Origin of the sequence: Gleimia hominis (genome assembly GCF_002871945.2) — a bacterium.
GTDB lineage: Bacteria > Actinomycetota > Actinomycetes > Actinomycetales > Actinomycetaceae > Gleimia > Gleimia hominis_A.
Genome location: NZ_CP126963.1, coordinates 1,095,395 through 1,112,703 on the forward strand (window position 1 = coordinate 1,095,395; position 17,309 = coordinate 1,112,703).

17 protein-coding genes and 1 tRNA gene are annotated in these 17,309 nt (G+C 55.4%); 6 read left to right on the top strand and 12 right to left on the bottom strand.

What is annotated here, in order from left to right; translation table 11 throughout:
- The first annotated feature begins 40 nt into the window (after nt 1–40).
- The 5 genes from CJ187_RS04900 (at nt 41) to CJ187_RS04920 (ending at nt 3,308) form a co-directional block, all read left to right on the top strand.
- Nucleotides 41–544: a DUF2505 family protein gene (locus CJ187_RS04900; protein WP_102217092.1), complete on the top strand. Its 504-nt coding sequence runs from the start codon at nt 41–43 to the stop codon at nt 542–544.
- Nucleotides 545–629: 85 nt separating this feature from the next.
- Nucleotides 630–1,037, top strand: a complete 408-nt coding sequence (locus tag CJ187_RS04905; RefSeq protein WP_102217093.1) for an OsmC family protein — start codon at nt 630–632, stop codon at nt 1,035–1,037.
- A 142-nt stretch (nt 1,038–1,179) separates the two neighbouring features.
- Nucleotides 1,180–1,995: a hypothetical protein gene (locus tag CJ187_RS04910; protein ID WP_102217094.1), complete on the top strand. Its 816-nt coding sequence runs from the start codon at nt 1,180–1,182 to the stop codon at nt 1,993–1,995.
- The gene (locus CJ187_RS04915) at nt 1,991–2,785 is read left to right on the top strand and encodes a thymidylate synthase (RefSeq protein ID WP_199171130.1); all 795 of its coding nucleotides are present in this window, start codon (nt 1,991–1,993) and stop codon (nt 2,783–2,785) included. The genes CJ187_RS04910 and CJ187_RS04915 overlap by 5 nt, the downstream gene beginning before the upstream one ends.
- 1 nt (nt 2,786) lies before the next feature.
- The gene (locus CJ187_RS04920) at nt 2,787–3,308 is read left to right on the top strand and encodes a dihydrofolate reductase (RefSeq protein ID WP_102217096.1); all 522 of its coding nucleotides are present in this window, start codon (nt 2,787–2,789) and stop codon (nt 3,306–3,308) included.
- Here the strand turns inward: CJ187_RS04920 and CJ187_RS04925 are convergent.
- The 5 genes from CJ187_RS04925 to CJ187_RS04945 form a co-directional block, all read right to left on the bottom strand.
- Nucleotides 3,301–4,251: an ABC transporter substrate-binding protein gene (locus CJ187_RS04925; protein WP_102217097.1), complete on the bottom strand. Its 951-nt coding sequence runs from the start codon at nt 4,249–4,251 to the stop codon at nt 3,301–3,303. The genes CJ187_RS04920 and CJ187_RS04925 overlap by 8 nt on opposite strands.
- Before the next feature lie 4 nt (nt 4,252–4,255).
- Nucleotides 4,256–4,951: an ABC transporter permease gene (locus CJ187_RS04930; RefSeq protein ID WP_102217098.1), complete on the bottom strand. Its 696-nt coding sequence runs from the start codon at nt 4,949–4,951 to the stop codon at nt 4,256–4,258.
- Entirely contained in the window at nt 4,948–5,601 is a 654-nt protein-coding gene (locus CJ187_RS04935) for an ABC transporter permease (RefSeq protein ID WP_102217099.1), read from the bottom strand. The genes CJ187_RS04930 and CJ187_RS04935 overlap by 4 nt, the downstream gene beginning before the upstream one ends.
- Complete coding sequence (locus tag CJ187_RS04940) at nt 5,598–6,440, bottom strand: ABC transporter ATP-binding protein (protein WP_233187406.1); 843 nt, start codon at nt 6,438–6,440, stop codon at nt 5,598–5,600. The genes CJ187_RS04935 and CJ187_RS04940 overlap by 4 nt, the downstream gene beginning before the upstream one ends.
- A 194-nt stretch (nt 6,441–6,634) precedes the next feature.
- Complete coding sequence (locus tag CJ187_RS04945; RefSeq protein ID WP_102217101.1) at nt 6,635–7,132, bottom strand: GNAT family N-acetyltransferase; 498 nt, start codon at nt 7,130–7,132, stop codon at nt 6,635–6,637.
- Nucleotides 7,133–7,346: 214 nt separating this feature from the next.
- Here CJ187_RS04945 and CJ187_RS04950 point away from each other — a divergent pair, with 214 nt between their 5' ends.
- Nucleotides 7,347–8,984 (top strand): EndoS/ChiA family endoglycosidase, encoded by a 1,638-nt coding sequence (locus CJ187_RS04950; protein WP_146003120.1) that lies wholly within the window; start codon nt 7,347–7,349, stop codon nt 8,982–8,984.
- A gap of 110 nt (nt 8,985–9,094) precedes the next feature.
- Here the strand turns inward: CJ187_RS04950 and CJ187_RS04955 are convergent, their stop codons facing one another.
- From CJ187_RS04955 to nrdD, 7 genes are all read right to left on the bottom strand, one after another.
- Entirely contained in the window at nt 9,095–9,691 is a 597-nt protein-coding gene (locus tag CJ187_RS04955; RefSeq protein WP_102217103.1) for a pyroglutamyl-peptidase I, read from the bottom strand.
- 374 nt (nt 9,692–10,065) lie between these two features.
- Nucleotides 10,066–11,319, bottom strand: coding sequence for a Glu/Leu/Phe/Val family dehydrogenase (locus CJ187_RS04960; protein ID WP_102217104.1), 1,254 nt, complete (start codon nt 11,317–11,319; stop codon nt 10,066–10,068).
- 435 nt (nt 11,320–11,754) lie between these two features.
- Nucleotides 11,755–11,997, bottom strand: a complete 243-nt coding sequence (locus tag CJ187_RS09485) for an IS3 family transposase (protein WP_434737344.1) — start codon at nt 11,995–11,997, stop codon at nt 11,755–11,757.
- Nucleotides 11,998–12,476: 479 nt separating this feature from the next.
- Entirely contained in the window at nt 12,477–13,739 is a 1,263-nt protein-coding gene (locus CJ187_RS04970) for an MFS transporter (protein WP_102217106.1), read from the bottom strand.
- A 170-nt stretch (nt 13,740–13,909) separates the two neighbouring features.
- Nucleotides 13,910–13,983: transfer RNA gene (locus CJ187_RS04975), tRNA-Met, on the bottom strand.
- Nucleotides 13,984–14,091: 108 nt separating this feature from the next.
- Nucleotides 14,092–14,700 carry an anaerobic ribonucleoside-triphosphate reductase activating protein gene (nrdG, locus tag CJ187_RS04980; RefSeq protein ID WP_233187407.1) on the bottom strand — a complete coding sequence of 203 codons (609 nt, stop codon included), beginning with the start codon at nt 14,698–14,700 and terminating at the stop codon, nt 14,092–14,094.
- A gap of 15 nt (nt 14,701–14,715) precedes the next feature.
- Nucleotides 14,716–16,878, bottom strand: coding sequence for an anaerobic ribonucleoside-triphosphate reductase (nrdD, locus tag CJ187_RS04985; RefSeq protein ID WP_102217107.1), 2,163 nt, complete (start codon nt 16,876–16,878; stop codon nt 14,716–14,718).
- Nucleotides 16,879–17,309 lie beyond the last annotated feature (431 nt).

The following is a 17,309-nucleotide window of genomic DNA, read 5'->3' on the forward strand; positions in this document are numbered from 1 at the left end:
CCTACCCGCGTGCGGTGGGGATAGAAAAAGGAAACAGAAAATGCAGATCGACCAGGTGTTGCACTACCCCACTTCGTTGCCGAACGTGTGGGATATGTTCGCTGATGAGCAGTTCCACCGCACCCGTTTAACCTCCGCCCCGGTGACTGTGGAAGACGTGGAGGTCCACCGCACTCCTCACGAGCTAGAGGTTGCGGTCCAACTTACCGGGGATCCTGAAGCGTCCCCACTCCCCTCCAGTTTCCTGAGGTTCTTGCCACGCGGCCCGGTAGAGCTCACGGTTAGAGAGGTCTGGGACCTCAAGACCGCGCGTGGGAAAACGACAATAGACACTATCTTGCCAGTTCGCGCGCAGGTTGAATCCGCGCTCGCTGCAGTGCGTGCAGACGGCGCGCGCGAAGAGGTGGAGCGTAAACTCACTGGAACGCTAACCATTGCGGTGCCCCTCATGGGAAAAAGTTTGGAAAGCAAAGCGGGCCAGTACCTGCCGCGAATGATGCGCGCGGAGGAACAAGCGGCGCAGCAGTATTTACAACAAAACTGACCGGGCCCAGCTGCGCTGGTGGTCGCGACATACGTTCTAAGCGAAACCGCTAGCCAACTCGCGGGCCCATTGAGAAGATATAGCTATGAGTAAAGCAATTTGGGTTGAACGTACAGGCAAGGGCACGTTTGTTGGGAAAACTTCGGACGGTGCGGAAGTGAAAATCGGTAAGGCCGAGGGCATGTTCAGCCCCGGGGACCTGCTGAAGATTGCGCTCGCCGGCTGCAACATTATGTCTGGGGACGCGCGTTTGGCAGCCGCTTTAGGCGACGACTACGATGCGACCGTTGGGATTAGCTCCGATTACGATAAAGAGTCGAACCGCTACACGCACATGGACGTTGAAATCGTCGCCGACACAACCCAGCTGTCTGATGAGGAGCGGGAGCAACTCCACCGGCGCACCCGTTCCGCCATTGACCGGCAGTGCACCGTGGGCCACACCCTGACGCAGGGGATGGACTCTGATTTGCAGTTCTCCTCCGACTTCTGACCACAACCTTGGCGTGGTAAAAGTACGTCCAGGTAGGTAATAGCCGCCCGGTGGTAACCGTCGCTAGACAGGCGCGCGGGCGTGCGGACTAATGGGTTAAGAAACGTCCAGTAAACTATACAGTTGCCGCTCCTAAATAGTTATGGAAGAAGGTTTCAACGTGCCACTTTTTAACAAGAAAACCAGTTCTTCAGCAGCCGTGACACTAAAAAACGCGGGCAATGCGATCAAGAAGCTGCCCTCCGCGCGTTCATTCACGGACGTGGTGGACATCATGATGGACGTCCCGCAAGAAGCGATTGAACAAAAGATCGCTGACCTGCGCAGCCAAAACCCGCAAGCCACACCCGCGGATCTGGCGCACATCGTCACCAAGCAGTTCCGCCGAATTGCCGCGGTCTCTTCCGGGGCCGTAGGTGCGGGCGCGGCCTCCCCCGGCATCGGAACTGTTGCTGGCGTGGCGTTATCTACTGCGCAGCTCGCCGCGTTCATAAGCCAAGCCGGATACTACGTGCTAGAAATGGCATACATTTACGGCGTTCCCACCGAGGATGTGGACAAGCGTCGCCTGCTCGTGTTGACGGCGCTACTGGGCGAGGACGGCGCCGAGTTAGCTTCGAAACAGCTGGGGATTTCTACCCTCACGGCGTTGCGTGGGTACGCCACAGACCTGCAGCGACAAGCCTTGCGCCGGGTCAATAAGTCCCTCACCAAAGTGGCTAAACGCCAGGTAGCTAAGCGCGGTGCGTCCGCAACACTGGGCCGCTTAATGCCGTTCGGAATTGGTGCGGCAGTGGGCTGGTTCGTGGGCCGGTCGATGGCTAACAACGTCATTTCTGGAACGGAAGCAGCGCTCGGGCAAGCTCCGGCCGAGTTTACGCAGCCCATACAGGTCGACGTGCAGGTGGACGTGGTAGATACAGACCGGGCAAAGGCGGAGTCTGACAGTGGCAATTAATACGGCATACGAAGACCTGCTGCGGGACGTATTCACCAACGGAGTGGCGAAAGATGACCGCACCGGAACGGGAACAATATCCGTGTTCGGCCGGCAAATGCGGTTCGACCTGGCGGAAGGTTTTCCACTCGTCACCACCAAACGCGTGCACCTGAAATCTGTTGTGGGCGAGCTTTTGTGGTTCCTCTCGGGCGATTCGAATGTGCGGTGGCTGCAAGAGCACGGGGTGCGGATTTGGAACGAGTGGGCAGATGAGAACGGTGAGCTCGGCCCCGTTTACGGGGTTCAGTGGCGCAGCTGGCCCACCCCCAGTGGCGAACACGTAGACCAAATCGCGTCCGCCCTGCAGACACTGCGGGAAAATCCGGATTCGCGCAGGAACCTGGTGTCCGCCTGGAATGTCGCCCAGTTGTCAGACATGGCGTTAATGCCGTGCCACGCGTTCTTCCAGCTATACATGGCGCAAGGCAAGCTTTCCCTGCAGGTGTATCAGCGTAGTGCCGACATGTTTCTGGGCGTTCCGTTCAATATTGCGTCGTACGCGCTGCTGACTCACATGTTCGCCCAGCAAGCTGGTTTAGAAGTTGGGGAACTGGTGTGGACCGGTGGGGACTGCCATATTTACAACGACCACTTCGAACAGGTAAAGACCCAGCTGGCGCGCGAACCGTTCGACATGCCCCACCTGAAGTTGCACCACGCCCCCTCAATATTTGATTACAAGTTTGAGGACGTGGAAGTGGTGGATTATCAACACCACCCCACGATCAAAGCTAAAGTGTCGGTTTAACATGGCCATGCTGAGGATGATTTGGGCGCAGGACCGACACCGTTTTCTGGGAACGGGCCGGGCGATGGCGTGGCACGTGCCGGCAGATTTTGCGCATTTTAAACGTGAAACCATGGGGTCCACGCTAATTATGGGCCGCCGCTCGTGGGAAGCATTGGGGCGGCGGAATCTACCTGGACGTGAATCCGTGGTAATCACTTCTCAGCAAGATTATGCAGCGGACCCCGCGTATTTGGCGCATTCGCTTCCGCAAGCCATTGAGGTTGCCCAAGGATTGGGCCGGCCCGTGTGGATTACCGGTGGGGCGCAAGTTTACGAGCAGGGCATGGAGTTTGCCGACGAGCTCGTTGTCACCGACTTGGACTTAGAAGTGGCGCATACCGAGGGGGTGTACGCACCCGCGGTGGACCTGGATGTGTGGCGCGCCGACCCGCAGCGTTCAGATTCCCAGTGGCGAGCCCAGTCGGGTGACGCGCGTTGGAAAGTCACTACTTTTGTGCGCCGCGCCCCCGCAGTTATTTAAGAAGCTCGAGGCTTTCCAGCCAGTCGCGTGCAATCGTGGACGCCGCCGCTTGCTCGTCGACGGAGCGGGCGTTTAGGTTAATCAGTGTGTCCTGATCTAGGGCCGCGTTGATACGCTCCACCACCGCGGTTGCTTTCAAGGGGACCCGATCAGACCCGAGGGTCATAACGTTTTGCGGCAAAATCATCGACTCCGGATCCTCCAAGGTGACGAACTTGTTCTTTTTGATCGCCGGGTCGGTTGAGAAAGTATTCGCCACCTGCACGTCCTTATCAAGCAGCGCTTTAACCGTGAGGGGCCCACCGGAGTCTTGAATGGGCACCAGAGTAGATTCCACCCCGTAAACACGCTTCAACCCACCGGTGCCGTAGGGACGGTCTTTGAACTCCGCATTCGCCCCAACCTTTACCGTGCCCCCTAGTTTCTTCAGGTCACCGATTGCTTTGACCCCGTGTTTTTCGGCAGTTTCACTGGTGACGTTGTAGGAATCCTGGTCAGATGCTTGGGCATACGAAAACGCGTGGATCTGTTTCGGTAGCACCCGCGGCAAGTCTTGCCAGATTTCCTCAAAGGTCCGCGCCTTCGAATCTTTGTCGTAGTATTGCAGCAAGTTTCCCGCGTATTCAGGGAAAATGTCGATTGCGCCGGCCTCCATTTCTGGCATCACCACTTCGCGCGATCCAATCTGCATTTCTCTGCGGACTTTGAAACCGATTTTTTCGAGGCCTTGCGCATAGGCTTCCGCGATTATTTCTGCTGAATAATACTGTGAGGATCCCACCACTAACGTGGGGTTCGCGCTGTCTGAATCGGTCTGTCTGAACGGGTCCGCGTTCGAACAAGCGGCCAGCGCCACTGGAGACAGTAGCGCGCCCATCAGGGCGGTCCGCCTAGAGACGGTTCCGTTACTGGCGGTGTTCTGGGTTGATTTGTGTTTGCGCATGAGGTTACCCCACTTTCTGAGTGGTTGCGGCGATTGCAGCTAGCCCGGGGTTCTTGTGGGTGAAGTACCGCATTATCGCCATGAATAAGATTTCGGAAGCTATTGCGAGCGCGACGACCAGCAGCGAGCACGCCACCATGAGCGCGTAGTTTTGGGTGCGCAGCCCCAAGAACAGGTAGCGTCCGAGCCCTCCGGATCCCACGTAGGCAGCGAGGGTTGCGGTGGCTATCACCTGCAGGGATGCGGACCTTAAACCACCAATAATCAAAGGGATTCCCAGCGGTAGCTGAACCTGCGTAATCACTTGCCGGCCTGTCATTCCCTGCGCGTGGGCGGCATCGACAATGTCGCGGGACGCCACTTCAACTCCCGAGTAGGTGCCCGCCAAGATAGATGGGATCGCGAGGACAACGAAGGAGATCATTGGTGCCGCTAAACCTATGCCGAGCCAGATCCCGAAAATCGTGAGCACACCCAATGTGGGGAGGGATCGCATCCCACCAAGTAGGGTCACCGCGAGGGTGCGGAGGTGGCCGGTATGACCAATGCATATGCCAAGCGGAATCGCAATAAGGCTTGCCAGCAGCACACCCAGCATGGAGTACCACGCGTGTTCGAACGTGCGCATGAGGATCCCGTCTGTTCCCGTCCAGTTCGCGCCGGTGGAGAGCCATTGCAGAGCTTCTAGTAAGTAGTTCATTTTTTACCCTCCGCCGTGAGGTGTTTTTGGAAGGGCATGATGATTCGCCCTAGGACCACGAGCAGTGCGTCTATGACAAACGCCAGCAAAGTAGTGAGGATAATGCCGGCAAGCACTTCGATGACGATACCGCGTTGAAACCCGTCGGTAAAAAGTGTGCCCAGCGATTTGATTCCAAGGACCGCGCTGACGGTGGTGAGTGAAATAGTGGACACAGCTACCACCCGTAAACCAGCCAGTATGGCTGGCCCAGCTAGTGGCAGTTGCACCATGAAGAACCTGCGGGTGTTCGAGTAACCCGAGGCCGTGGCTGCGTCTAGCAGATCGGCGTTGACCGACCCGAGTGCATCTGCGGTTGCGCGGACCATGAGGGCACACCCGTGTACCGTGAGCACGATGTGAACGTTGGTTGGGGACCTCAGGGGAATCCCGAAAATCAGGGGAATAAATATGAATAGTGGCAGCGATGGGATTGCGTATAGTAACCCGGTGGAAGTGAGTGTGACTTCCCGGATCCGCGGGTGTGTGATCGCCAGTTTTGCAACGGGTACGGAAATGATTAGGGTCGCTATAATCGCGGGAATCGCGAGCCACAGGTGTGAAGTGAAGGCTTGAAGGATGATTTCGTAGTTGTTGCGGATCCACGTCATGCGCGGTCTCCTTCGGTGCCGTTTATCCGCCCGAGCGGACGACCGACGTCGTCGAGGACAATGTCGCCTTTGCGTTGTAGCTGCCGGCCGCGGTGAAGTCCGAGGAAGTTGTCGACGAACTGGTCGTCACTGTTCGCGAGGATTTCTTCGGGGCTGCCTTCAGCTCGGATGTGCGCGCCTTCGGCGAGCAGGACCACGCGGGTTGCGAGCCGGAGGGCTTCGTCTACGTCGTGGGTTACGAATACGATTGTGGTGCCCAGTTCGCGTTGCAGATTAAACGTGAGGTCTTGCAGTTGCCGGCGCACGACGGGGTCGACGGCTGCGAACGGTTCGTCCATGAGCACTATATTCGGCTCCGGTGCGAGTGCCCGCGCCACCCCAACGCGTTGGGCTTGTCCGCCGGACAGCTGCGTGGGGTATCGGTCTGCGAGGTTCGGGTCGAGCCCGACGAGTTCCATCATTTCTAACCCGCGTTCGCGCCGCTGTGCCTTCTTTTTGCCTTGTAAACGCAGTACTGTAGTGACGTTTTGGAGTACAGTGCGGTGCGGCAACAACCCGGAGCTTTGCATGACGTAGCCAATGGAGCGACGCAGTTCCACGGGGTTGGCGTCCGCCACATTTGCGTTATCGATTAGGACGGTGCCTTCGGTGGGCGTTTCCATCCGGTTAATCATTCTGAGTAGCGTGGTTTTTCCACAGCCTGAGGAACCGAGGAACACGTGGAGTGTGCGCGAATCTATTGTTTGGTTAAAGTTATCTACTGCCGGGCTGTCGGTGCCCTCAAATTTTTTTGTAACCGATCGAAACTCGATCATTATTTGCCCATCTATCGATGCCAAGTAGTCTGCTTAGACTAGCGGGCACCACGCGGCCACGCAAAAGATAGGTAAACAGTTCTTCTTAGTGGCCCGCGGGGGTTACCAGCAGAGGAAGCTCCCGGGGCTTACCAGTAGAGGAAGCTCCCGGGGCTTACCAGTAGAGGAAGCTCGCGGAGGTTGCGCGCGGATGTAGTCCGCGGAGGGAACGCACAAAATCAGTGCCCGCCCGACCGACTTCGAGGCGCATACGTCAAAGACTTGTGGTACACGTAGTCGCGTTCATGCACGGGTTCAGCCACCTGTTCGATAAATGAATACCCGAAGCGCTCATACAGGCCCTCATGCTGGGTAACTATGTACACTTCTTCCCAACCGTGCGCAACTGCGTGGGCTTCCAAAAATGAAACTATTTTCCTAGACAACCCCTGCTTGCGGTGCGCCGAGTCGACGTATATGAACGCTACCCACGGGCGGTAGCGCGCAATCGGAATGAAATCTTGATCCACCAGGGCTCCGAACCCGATGATGGGCGTAGATTCTTCTTGCCCGGTTTGCGCAAAGAACAGTTGCGCGTAGGCTCCGAACCTTTCGTGGAACGTCCCCGCCTTCAGGTACTTGTGTAAGAACTTCCCCGCGCCCCACTTGGCATCTTGCAGGTACTGTAGGGGCACCGCGGAATCAGTGAAATCCTCAAATGAACGAAAATGAACCATCCCAAAAGTGTATGGCAGCGGGCCTGAACACCTCTACTAAACAATCACTAAACACGCCCATTGAGTGAATAAACTGCAGCCCTTCCATGAATCTCCGCTGTGTTTTTCCCACATTTTGCGCGCAAATACTCCCCATGCCTGCGATGCAAATGGTAACCTCAAATTACTAAACCCTTTTAGTTTAGAGTTTTATCACTCGAAGATGAGGTGACATATGGAAATAAAGAAGCGGGCGGTGCACCCCGGCCCGGCAAGCAGAAGCGGCCTGGCAAGCAGTAGCAGCCCGGTAAGTAGTAAACGCAGAGTGGGGCTGAGCGCAACAGTTCTAACCGCTCTAGTGGGATTGTTGGCCGTACTTGGGTTCAGTGCCCCGACGGCGCAGGCGCTGGGCGACACTCCGGTAGACCAGATCCACAACGTGAACCCCGGGGCGGATAAACACTTCCAGGTGTACTACCGGGCGTGGCGCGACGTGACGATGCGCGGCGTGAACACGGATCTGCCGGACGAGAACTGGATTTCTATGTACGACATCCCCTACGGCGTGGATGTGGTGAACATTTTCAGTTACGTTCCACCGGGGCAGGAGAAGCAGGCGCAACCGTTCTACGACAAGTTGAAGAACGATTACGGCCCGTACTTGCACAAGCGGGGCATTCGCCTGGTTCGAGGTCTTGGCTACGATTCAATGGTTGAGGAGTTCTACGACTTCCTCAAGGAACGCGGGGTCGAAGCAGCGGACGCGAAGGCAGCCGATTACGAAGCGTACGCGGATAAGCTCATTGCTGACAAGGTGGAATCCATTGGCGTGGACGGGTTGGATATTGACATGGAAACCTACCCGGATGCGGATGAGGTGAAGGTGTCGGATCAGATTATTCGCGCGCTCGCGAAACGCTTGGGTCCGCTTTCTAACAACCCGGATAACACGATGCTGCTGTATGACACGAACACGGCCTTCCCCGGTCCGCTTGAGAATGTTGCGGATGCGTTCAATTACATTGCCTTCCAACAGTATGGTTACGATGCGACAACTACCCGCAACGTGATAGATGCCTTCGCGAAAATCGTGCCGGCTTCTAAGATTGTGCCGGGCTTAACGTTCCCGGAGGAGCAGGATCCGGTTAACCGTTGGCTCGATGCGGTGGAGCCGTATGAATCCTCGCACATTAATAGCGTGTCAACCTACGTCAATGAAAACGATCTGGGCGGAATGTTCCTGTACGCGTTCGACCGCGATGGCCGCACGTATGATGAGCACGATTGGAACCACATTATTCCTTCTAACCTATTGTGGACAAAAACCGCGATTGCGCAGTCGCAAGGCATGACTTTGCAGCAGGCGAAAGCGGCGGCGAAGCATTTTCTTAAACGCTCCGAAGGCGATAAACCTGTTCCCGCTAATGTTCGATCAGACGTAGATAAAGCCAGTAATTTGTATGAGGTTTTCAAGGCCGTGCTGGGTGGGAGTGATAACGATGGGTATTCCTCTAAGTTTGACCCCACTTATGAGCGCCTACTGATGGCTAATGAGCAGGCGCAACCAACGGACCCAGCTCCGGAACCGTCTAGCCCGGAGACCACTACTCCCCCGGGGAACGAAACCACGGATCCGGGCGCAGGCACCACCCCTGGCGCAGAGTCCACACCGGGCACAAGCACCAAGCCAGGTACGCAAAGCGAGCACAGCACATCGAAAGCAAGACAGGGCAAATCTGTGCCTGCGAAGAAAACGACCAAGGTGAAGAAGCTGGCACGGACCGGTTCAAGCATTGGCCTGTTGGCAACGCTCAGCTTCGGTGTCCTAGCCGTTGGAGCAGCTGCTACCGCGATGCGGCGCCGGCACCAGTAGACAGTGCTGGGTCACTCTAAAGAGCAACCGCGCAAGTAGTTAGCCTAGGTGTATCGGCTCGGCAAGCAGCTGGTTCAGGTTGTTGTTGCGGGGCCTCCCGCCAAGATTAACTAGGCCGGCTTGTTAGTGTGGGCCGCGTGGATTGTGCGGTCGAGTTCGTACAGGGCGATCTCCGTGGCCCGCACCTGGGTATCTAGGTTGATGCGTTCTAAAGGGGGAACGTGCATGAAGCCACCCACTGCGTGTGGGTGGCTTTCTGTATATTCCAGCAGCGTGTACAGCACCGCGTTGCACACGTACGTTCCGGCCGACAAGGAGGCGGCAGCGGGAATTTCAACCGAATGCAACTGCTCTAGTATGCGTCGCCATTCGAAAGAAGAAAACCGCGCGGCCGGCCCACCCGCCTCTAAAGGTTTATCCACCGGCTGTGCCCCCGCGTTATCGGGCTTAGTACTGTCCGCGAGGTTCAGTGCTACTCGTTCTAGTTTCACTTGCTCAGAGTGCGCATCTAGGCCCAGAGCGAGGACTGCGTCTGGTTTAGTTTGCGCCAACACTGTTTTTAGTTGCGTGCGTGCCCCATCAAACTCTACGGGGAGCACGTGGGTGACGAGCTCGTGGCGGCCTTCAAAAACTTCGACGATTCGTTCGGTGGGGTTCACTTTGTTGCCGGCAAACGGTTCAAATCCGGTGAGTAGAATCCGCGTCATAAGTATCCTCCAAGAAGGTTGGGTGTGAAACGTGGGATGTAAAAGGTGGGACGTGGCGGGATACAACTAGGACGATTCTTTTAAAAATCTAATCCGCCGCCACGCCCCACGTCTGTGCAGGCACTTTGGCGCTGTTCTTGCCGGCAGCGGCCGCGTGCCTAAACCCAGGTGTTAACGCTGTGCGCTGCGTGCCACAGGGGCTGCATTGAGAAATGCGAAACCCCAGCTACACGCGGTTTGTGCGCAAAAGTTTTCGTTGAAGAAACGATAACGCGCATGTTATGTGCGTGCAACTGGGGTTTTGACATACAATTTCACGGTGCTTGCGCTGCCTCTAATCGAAGTAGACGCGTTTTACATCACCGCGAGCGCGATCACGGGTAGAGGCCGCGTAGTTTGTGTGCGTCCAACACGCGTTCCACAGCTAGTACGGTTGCTGCCACGCGGAGGGTGACGTCCTTTTCTTTCGCATAGCGGTTAACGTCTTCCCACGAGGCCATCATGCGTTCACGCTGTTCGCTTTCTACCCGCTCTAGTGGCCAGAAGAAGTTGTCGCGCCCCTGCACCCATTCGTAGTAAGACACGATCACGCCACCGGAGTTCGCCAGAATATCAGGCACAACGGTGACCCCATTTTCTTCAAAAATCTTGTCTGCGTCCCCGTCGGTGGGCCCATTAGCACCTTCCACGATAATGGGGGCGCGTACTTTGCCGGCGTTCCCTTTATGGAGGACCCCTTCGACAGCTGCAGGTACGAGCACGTCGACGTCTAACGTTAAGAGTTCGTCGCCGTCGCGCGGTTCTGCTCCGTCAAATTCAACTACCTTACCGGTATTGTCCACGTGTTTTTCGAGGGCAGGAATGTCAATGCCATCTTCGTTGTAGAGGCCACCAAAAATGTCGGAGACCGCCACGATCTTTGCGCCGCGTTCGTGCGCGATATGCGCTACTCCCCGACCGACTTTCCCGAATCCTTGCACGGCAAGTGAAGCACCTTCCATGCTGTGGCCCGCCTGTTTGAGAGCGGCCTCAACCATGATCACTACGCCCAGGGAGGTTGATTGCGCGCGCCCTAGGGAACCACCTAGGGAGACTGGTTTGCCCGTGCAGATCCCGGGGACTGTGTAGCCTTTGAACTGCGAGTACGTGTCCATTATCCACGCCATGGTCTGCTCGTTAGTGCCGACATCTGGGGCGGGTACATCTTGTTCTGGCCCGATTATGGGGAGGATTTCTGAGGTGTAGCGGCGGGTTACGCGTTCCAGTTCCGCTTGCGAGTACTTGCTGGGGTCGATCGTGACCCCACCTTTCGCACCACCGTAGGGTAGGCCCACGAGCGCACACTTCCACGTCATCCACATTGCGAGGGCGCGAACCTCATCGATGTCTACGTGGGTATCAAACCGGATACCGCCTTTTGCGGGGCCCCGGGTGAGGTTGTGTTGTACGCGGTAGCCGTGAAGTACTTCCTCGCTGCCGTCGTCGCGGCGGAATGGTATTGACACGCTCAGTTCGCGCCGAGCGGCAGCGAGCATCTCGTATTCCGCGTCGGTGAAACCAAGGATCTTCTGAGCCTCCTTCAGCTGCTTCTTCGCGTCCTCGTACGGACTGGCGCGATGTTCTGACATCTATGTCCCCTCTCTTTCGCCACCTTCTTGCGTGGCATTAGAAACGACCGGTTGCACCTGCAACATTGGCGGTACTTGAGGATTATTGCATGCAATCGTACGCAATGTAACCCGAATGAAATCTTCCGCCACAATATGGTCTTTTTGCAGGTAAAGCCCTGTTTTAGCAACCGCGTTCCAAGGGTAATACCGGTCTATACGAGGCACTATTTTTAAACTATTTCTACCAGTTCCTCTACAAGTGCGTAAAAAAATATTCCTAAAATTATTAAACAAAAGCGATATTTAGAAGCTCCTACTTTTTGAGCAAAAAGCGTGGGCCCTACGGGTAGCAGGTGGAAATGGAACGCGCTTAATGAAGAAACCAGTAGTACCACTGATGTGGGTTCTCCGCTTGGGCCGGGGCAGATCCCCAAGGGTCCCATCAGTAAGTAATTAGAAACACGGTAAGGACCAGTCGGAACTACCTACGAAATGGTGTGGGTTTCCTTCCTTGGTTTTTACCTTGTTTCTTATTATTCCCGCTGGCTTGTGTTGTTGCCAGTATTCATTCTCAACCTCGCAAGGTGTACGGTAGTCGAGCTTGTTGTGGAGGCGGCCGGTGTTCCACCAGGTCACCCATTCGAAGGTCGCGATCTCGACCTCAAGCACGTCATTCCACCTGCGCGTGTGGATCAGCTCATTCTTACACGATCCGTTGACGTTCTCGGCTAGCGCATTAGCGCATGGAGTCTCCTACAGTCCCGGTCGATTCACTAATCCCAGCAGCGGTTAGACGTTCATGGTAAGCCACAGACACGTATAAGGCCCTCGTCCTTTTTACGTCGCGGTATACACGCGAGGGTATCTACGCGAGGAGATGAAACCTCCCTCACGCTCCTTACTTAATGTCGCGCAGATGAACACGGGCACCAAAACGATCACAATACTTACTGGTAACAGCGATCATTTCCGACCTCGGGGGCCGATACAGGAGGCGAAAAAAGCCGACGTTGCTTTCAACAGCTCGTTCGTATCACGCAGCCTATATCGATACCCCCTCCGAACGGATCCAACCCCCAACCAAGCCGGCCACACGATCCTCTCGGACTGATCAAACATCAACGGCATAACCTAAACAATCCAACCAAATCAAACCGAAGAAAATCTGGACCACTTCAGTTTTTGTCTTTTATCTGCCGAGTAACTATTGCACCTATAAAGATCCACAGAATTCCACCAATCACTAAGCACGGCAGTGGGTTTGAACTTAATTTTAACCAGTATCCAATTTGGAGACCGAGAATTGTTCCTATCGCACCAAAGGAGTATGACCAGCTCATGATGCGAACGAACCGCGTTCCCCTAAATTGTGTTTGCCGATAGGTTTCTAGAATCACTATCCGAGCCCTATTAAGCGTGGTTATAAGAAAAACCAACGTCAGCGACAAGAACAGTGGACTACCAACCACTGCTTCATACGCCGCAAATAACAACACGATTACGCCCGAAAGCACTGCAGAAGCGAAAAGTGTTGTCCTAGTCGAATGAGCTCTACTAACCCAACGGCCTAACATTGGCCCAAACGTTGCTCCGAATCCAAAAACGGCAAGGACGAGTCCCATTCCAGAGAAAGCACTCAAATCAGTGTCTCTTTTTGCTGAGGCACCCGCGACCCAAAGTAGAAAGAGCTCACCCGTCATCGCACTAGCAATGCGAATCACTAGAGATAAAAGAGGTGACGCCGGACCGGAGGCGAACAAGTCCCGCACGAACCTCTTCAAAGGCAACTTTGCTCCAGTAACTTCATACTCTTCCTCATCAACTTCCAACGGAGGCTTTGCAGCGAACTTTGTGCGAGCAAAGAACCGCACTGCAGCACCGCACAACGACAAGAAGATATTGATTAGTAGCAGCGCCTCAACAGATATTGATGCGAAAAAAGAACCGAGCGGACCCCCAACTACGAATCCCAAACACGCGAGTGCGGAGTATAACGTTGCGTTAAAAGCTAACGCAGCTTTCGCATCCACCGTCGCCAGCACCGCTCCATAGAACTCATCCGCAAGATCACTCACAGGAGCAACGAACGTATCAAACACCATGTAAACAAACAGTAACCCCGCGGCATAACCCGGTTTTATAAGCGCCAACACAAGGCACAGAGTACTCACACTAGCTTCCAACAGGTCGACAGTGATAAGCGCCTTATCAGGGCTGAAACGTCCAACTACACGAGCGTAAAGTGGAAACGCAAAAACGATTATCTGCTCAACGGTTTTCAAAACAACTAGAGAAGAAACCGCAATCATCCCAGAAGCCGTGAGAGCACTGAACCCCGATTCAATTACATGGTTTCCAAACACCGAAGCAATTAAGCCGACAACCATGAAGCGACGCGCTTTACGCAGCGTTCTAGACGCCTTATTGAAAGAACTCATGCCCCTCCTCAGCAAAAAAAGAGCACTGGATCTGGAATGCTTCCTCGCGTTTTGACAAACGTAACCAAGCACGTTTAAATGCACAACCCGAAATAGGAGTTGACACACTCCCATACGAAATCAGCCCGGGTATGAAAAAAGCCCGGCACCTGTTGGTACCGGGGAAGTAGTAGCGGGGGCTGGATTTGAACCAACGACCTCCGGGTTATGAGCCCGGCGAGCTACCGAACTGCTCCACCCCGCGTCGACACATCTACTTTAATGCGTTCACACAGCAAGATCAAACCAGTTCAGAGTGTGTTTCATCACCACACTCGCCCGCAACCAGATCCGCCGCGAACCGCGCCGACACCTACCGGTAATGCCGGTAAAACACCACTTCACCAGCCTGCTGGGACGCCGCCACATCGATGATCCGCTGATTCGAAGACCCTCGGAACGCCAAAGACGAATCAAAAAGACGCTGAATAAACGGCCCATCCACCAACACATCCACACCTCGCAGCAACGCCTGCTTGTCATCCGTCTCATGCTGCAACTGCTCCCACGTGTAGCCCGTCCAACACCACACAGTTTTCGCCGGCCCAAACTCTGCGCGCACACGCGCCACCAAAGGATTCAAAACCGGGGTGTTCAACATCGGTTCCCCACCCACCAGAGACAGCCCCGCCACATATGGCTGCGCCAGATCCTCAAGAATCTGATTCTCCAAGTCATGCGAATACGGCGTCCCGTAACGAAAAGACTGCGCCGCCACGTTATAACACCCCGGGCATCGGAACGGGCACCCAGCAACATACACAGAGCAGCGCACCCCCTCACCATCCACAAAATTGAACGGCTTATAATCCGCAACATACCCTGCGGACAAACGCCGCCCGTCCCACTGGCACGGAGAAGGAACGTGAACACCCTCCGCCCGGGCATCCACGTTCACCACCGAATCAGCCACTGCACTCACGCGGCACCAGCAACCCTACTCATTCAAATCCATGTGCTTAACCCGCGAAGAAATCTCCACGTGGCGCCCATGCACCATCGGACGCTTCTGCGGATTACCCAAATAACCACACGTACGCTTCACCACGTCACACGTATCCGGATCCGTATTGCCACACTGAGGGCACTTAAACCCATCCTCCGTCGGCAAAAACTCGCCCTCAAAATCACACTCGTAACAACGATCAATCGGCGTGTTCGTCCCCAAATACGCCACCCGGTCGTACGCGTAATCCCACACCGCTTCCAACGCCTCGGGGTTATGCGTCAACTTCGGATACTCACAGTAGTGAATGAACCCGCCCTTCGTGAACGGTTCATACTCCGATTCAAACTCGATCTTCTCAAACGGCGTGACCTTCTTCCGCACGTCATAGTGGAACGAGTTCGTATAGTACTCCTTATCCGTAATATCCTTAATCGCCCCAAACTTCTGCCGATCCATCCGCGCGAACCGGTCCGTCAAAGACTCCGAAGGCGTGGAATACACAGAGAACCAATACGGGGTTTCACTCGTCCACTTATTTGCATAATCCGTCAAAGCACGAACGATGTCGAGCGTGAACTCCTTCGCCTCCCGGTTTGTCTCCCACTTCGGCCCAAAGAACGCGGTAGCGGTCTCATACAACCCGATGTACCCCACCGAAACGGTTGCCCGCTGGCTGGCGAAAAACTCGTGAACAGAATTCACCCCCTGCGGCGCCCGCTTACCGAACGCACCGTGGCGATACAAAATAGGTGCGTTATCCGCCACCGCTTCCTCACAGCGCCCAGCGCGGAACATCAAAGCTTCACGCACAATCTGGATTCGCTCGTGAAAAAGCTTCCAAAACTTCGCTACATCTCCACGCGCTTCAATCGCGATGCGCGGCAAGTTCAACGTGCACACACCCAGGTTCATTCGCCCAGCATTCACGGCCTCGCCAGTTTCTGGATCCACCCATTTAGGCAGGAAGGAACGGCACCCCATCGGCACCTTGTAGTCACCCTCAATTTCAGTGAGCTTATCGTAGGACAACACGTCCGGGTACATGCGTTTAGTGGAGCATTCCAATGCTAACTGCTTCACATCGTAGTTCGGGTCTTGCGGCTCCAAGTTCACGCCCCTGCGTAGCCCAAACACGAGTTTCGGAAAGATCGCCGTGTAGTGATCCTTACCGATCCCCTTAATCCGGACCTTCAAAATCGCCTTCTGAATCTCCCTCTCCAGTTCCCCCGTGCCTAAACCGAACCCGAGGGTCACAAACGGGGTTTGCCCATTCGAGGAGTAGAGCGTGTTGATCTCATACTCCAGCGATTGCATGGCGTCGTAAATATCTTTACTGGTCTTGGTGCGCGCGTAATCTTCCCATTTTTCTTGAGGGACCCAGCGTTTCGCGTCTGCCATGTGTTTCTCGTAGTTTATTTGCGCATACGGGGCGAGCACTTCATCCGCTCGATCTACCGAGCAGCCCCCGTATTGGCTGGAAGCCACGTTCGCGATGATCTGCGCGATCTGCGCTGTTGCGGTTTGGATTGAACGCGGTGATTCCACTCGCGCGTTCCCAATTTGGAAGCCGTCGCGCAGCATCCCCGCAATGTCGATCAGACAGCAGTTAGTCATCGGTTGGAATGGGTTGTAATCCAGGTCGTGGAAGTGGATTTCCCCTTTAATATGCGCGTTAGCCACCGCTGGCGGCATCATGTGCTTGAGGGCGTATGCCTTCGCAACCGCCCCGGCCGTCAAGTCCCGCTGCGTGTTAAACACCGTGGCGTCTTTATTCGCATTCTCGTTCACCACAGTTTTGTCGCGCGCAATCAAGCGGTGCAAAGCGGTGGGAATATCCATCGCCAGTTCACGTTCTTTATCGCGGTCATGACGGTATTCAATGTAAGCCCGCGCCACTTCCGGATAGCGGGACGCCATCAGCCGGTCTTCCACTACCCGCTGAATCGTGGGGATGTCCAGATCTGTTTCCGGTAGGTTGTCCACCACTTCGCGCGTGAGGTCCAGGGCGAAATCCGCATCGTCAATCCCCTGGTCTTCCATGGCCAAGGTAATAGCGTTGTATATCTTTGCCGCGTCAAAACTGACGGTGCGCCCATCGCGTTTGGTGACCACGGTCTCCACGTGCGTGCGAACTGGCGACTCAACCCACATATTGTGCTCCTTACATCTTTGCAACACTATATATAGTACTGAAAAGAATTCGTTTTCTCTGCCACCTAAGACCCGCGCGTCCTAAAACCAACTCCGAACGCCCGGTTTGCAGCGTAAAGACAAGACAAAGCACGCGTAGTGATTATCCCCACATATTCCATCAGAAGGAACTTCTGCTAGAGCGCCTGCGGTAATTATATTACGCATCTCCCAACTCGTAGTCTCTGCGTAACGCATGACGCTCGCGCGGTCTGCCCCCATCGGCCTAACGCTCGCTCGCGCGTCTGCCCCCATCGGCCTAACGCTCGCTCGCGCGGTCTGCCGTGTACCTATCGATTTTTTGCTTGGTGCGCGGTCCTCGCCTGTTCCCCAGCCCCCCTCTCCTCGAGCGCCCCGCACCTGGCAACACCAAACTAAGCCAAAGCACTGGT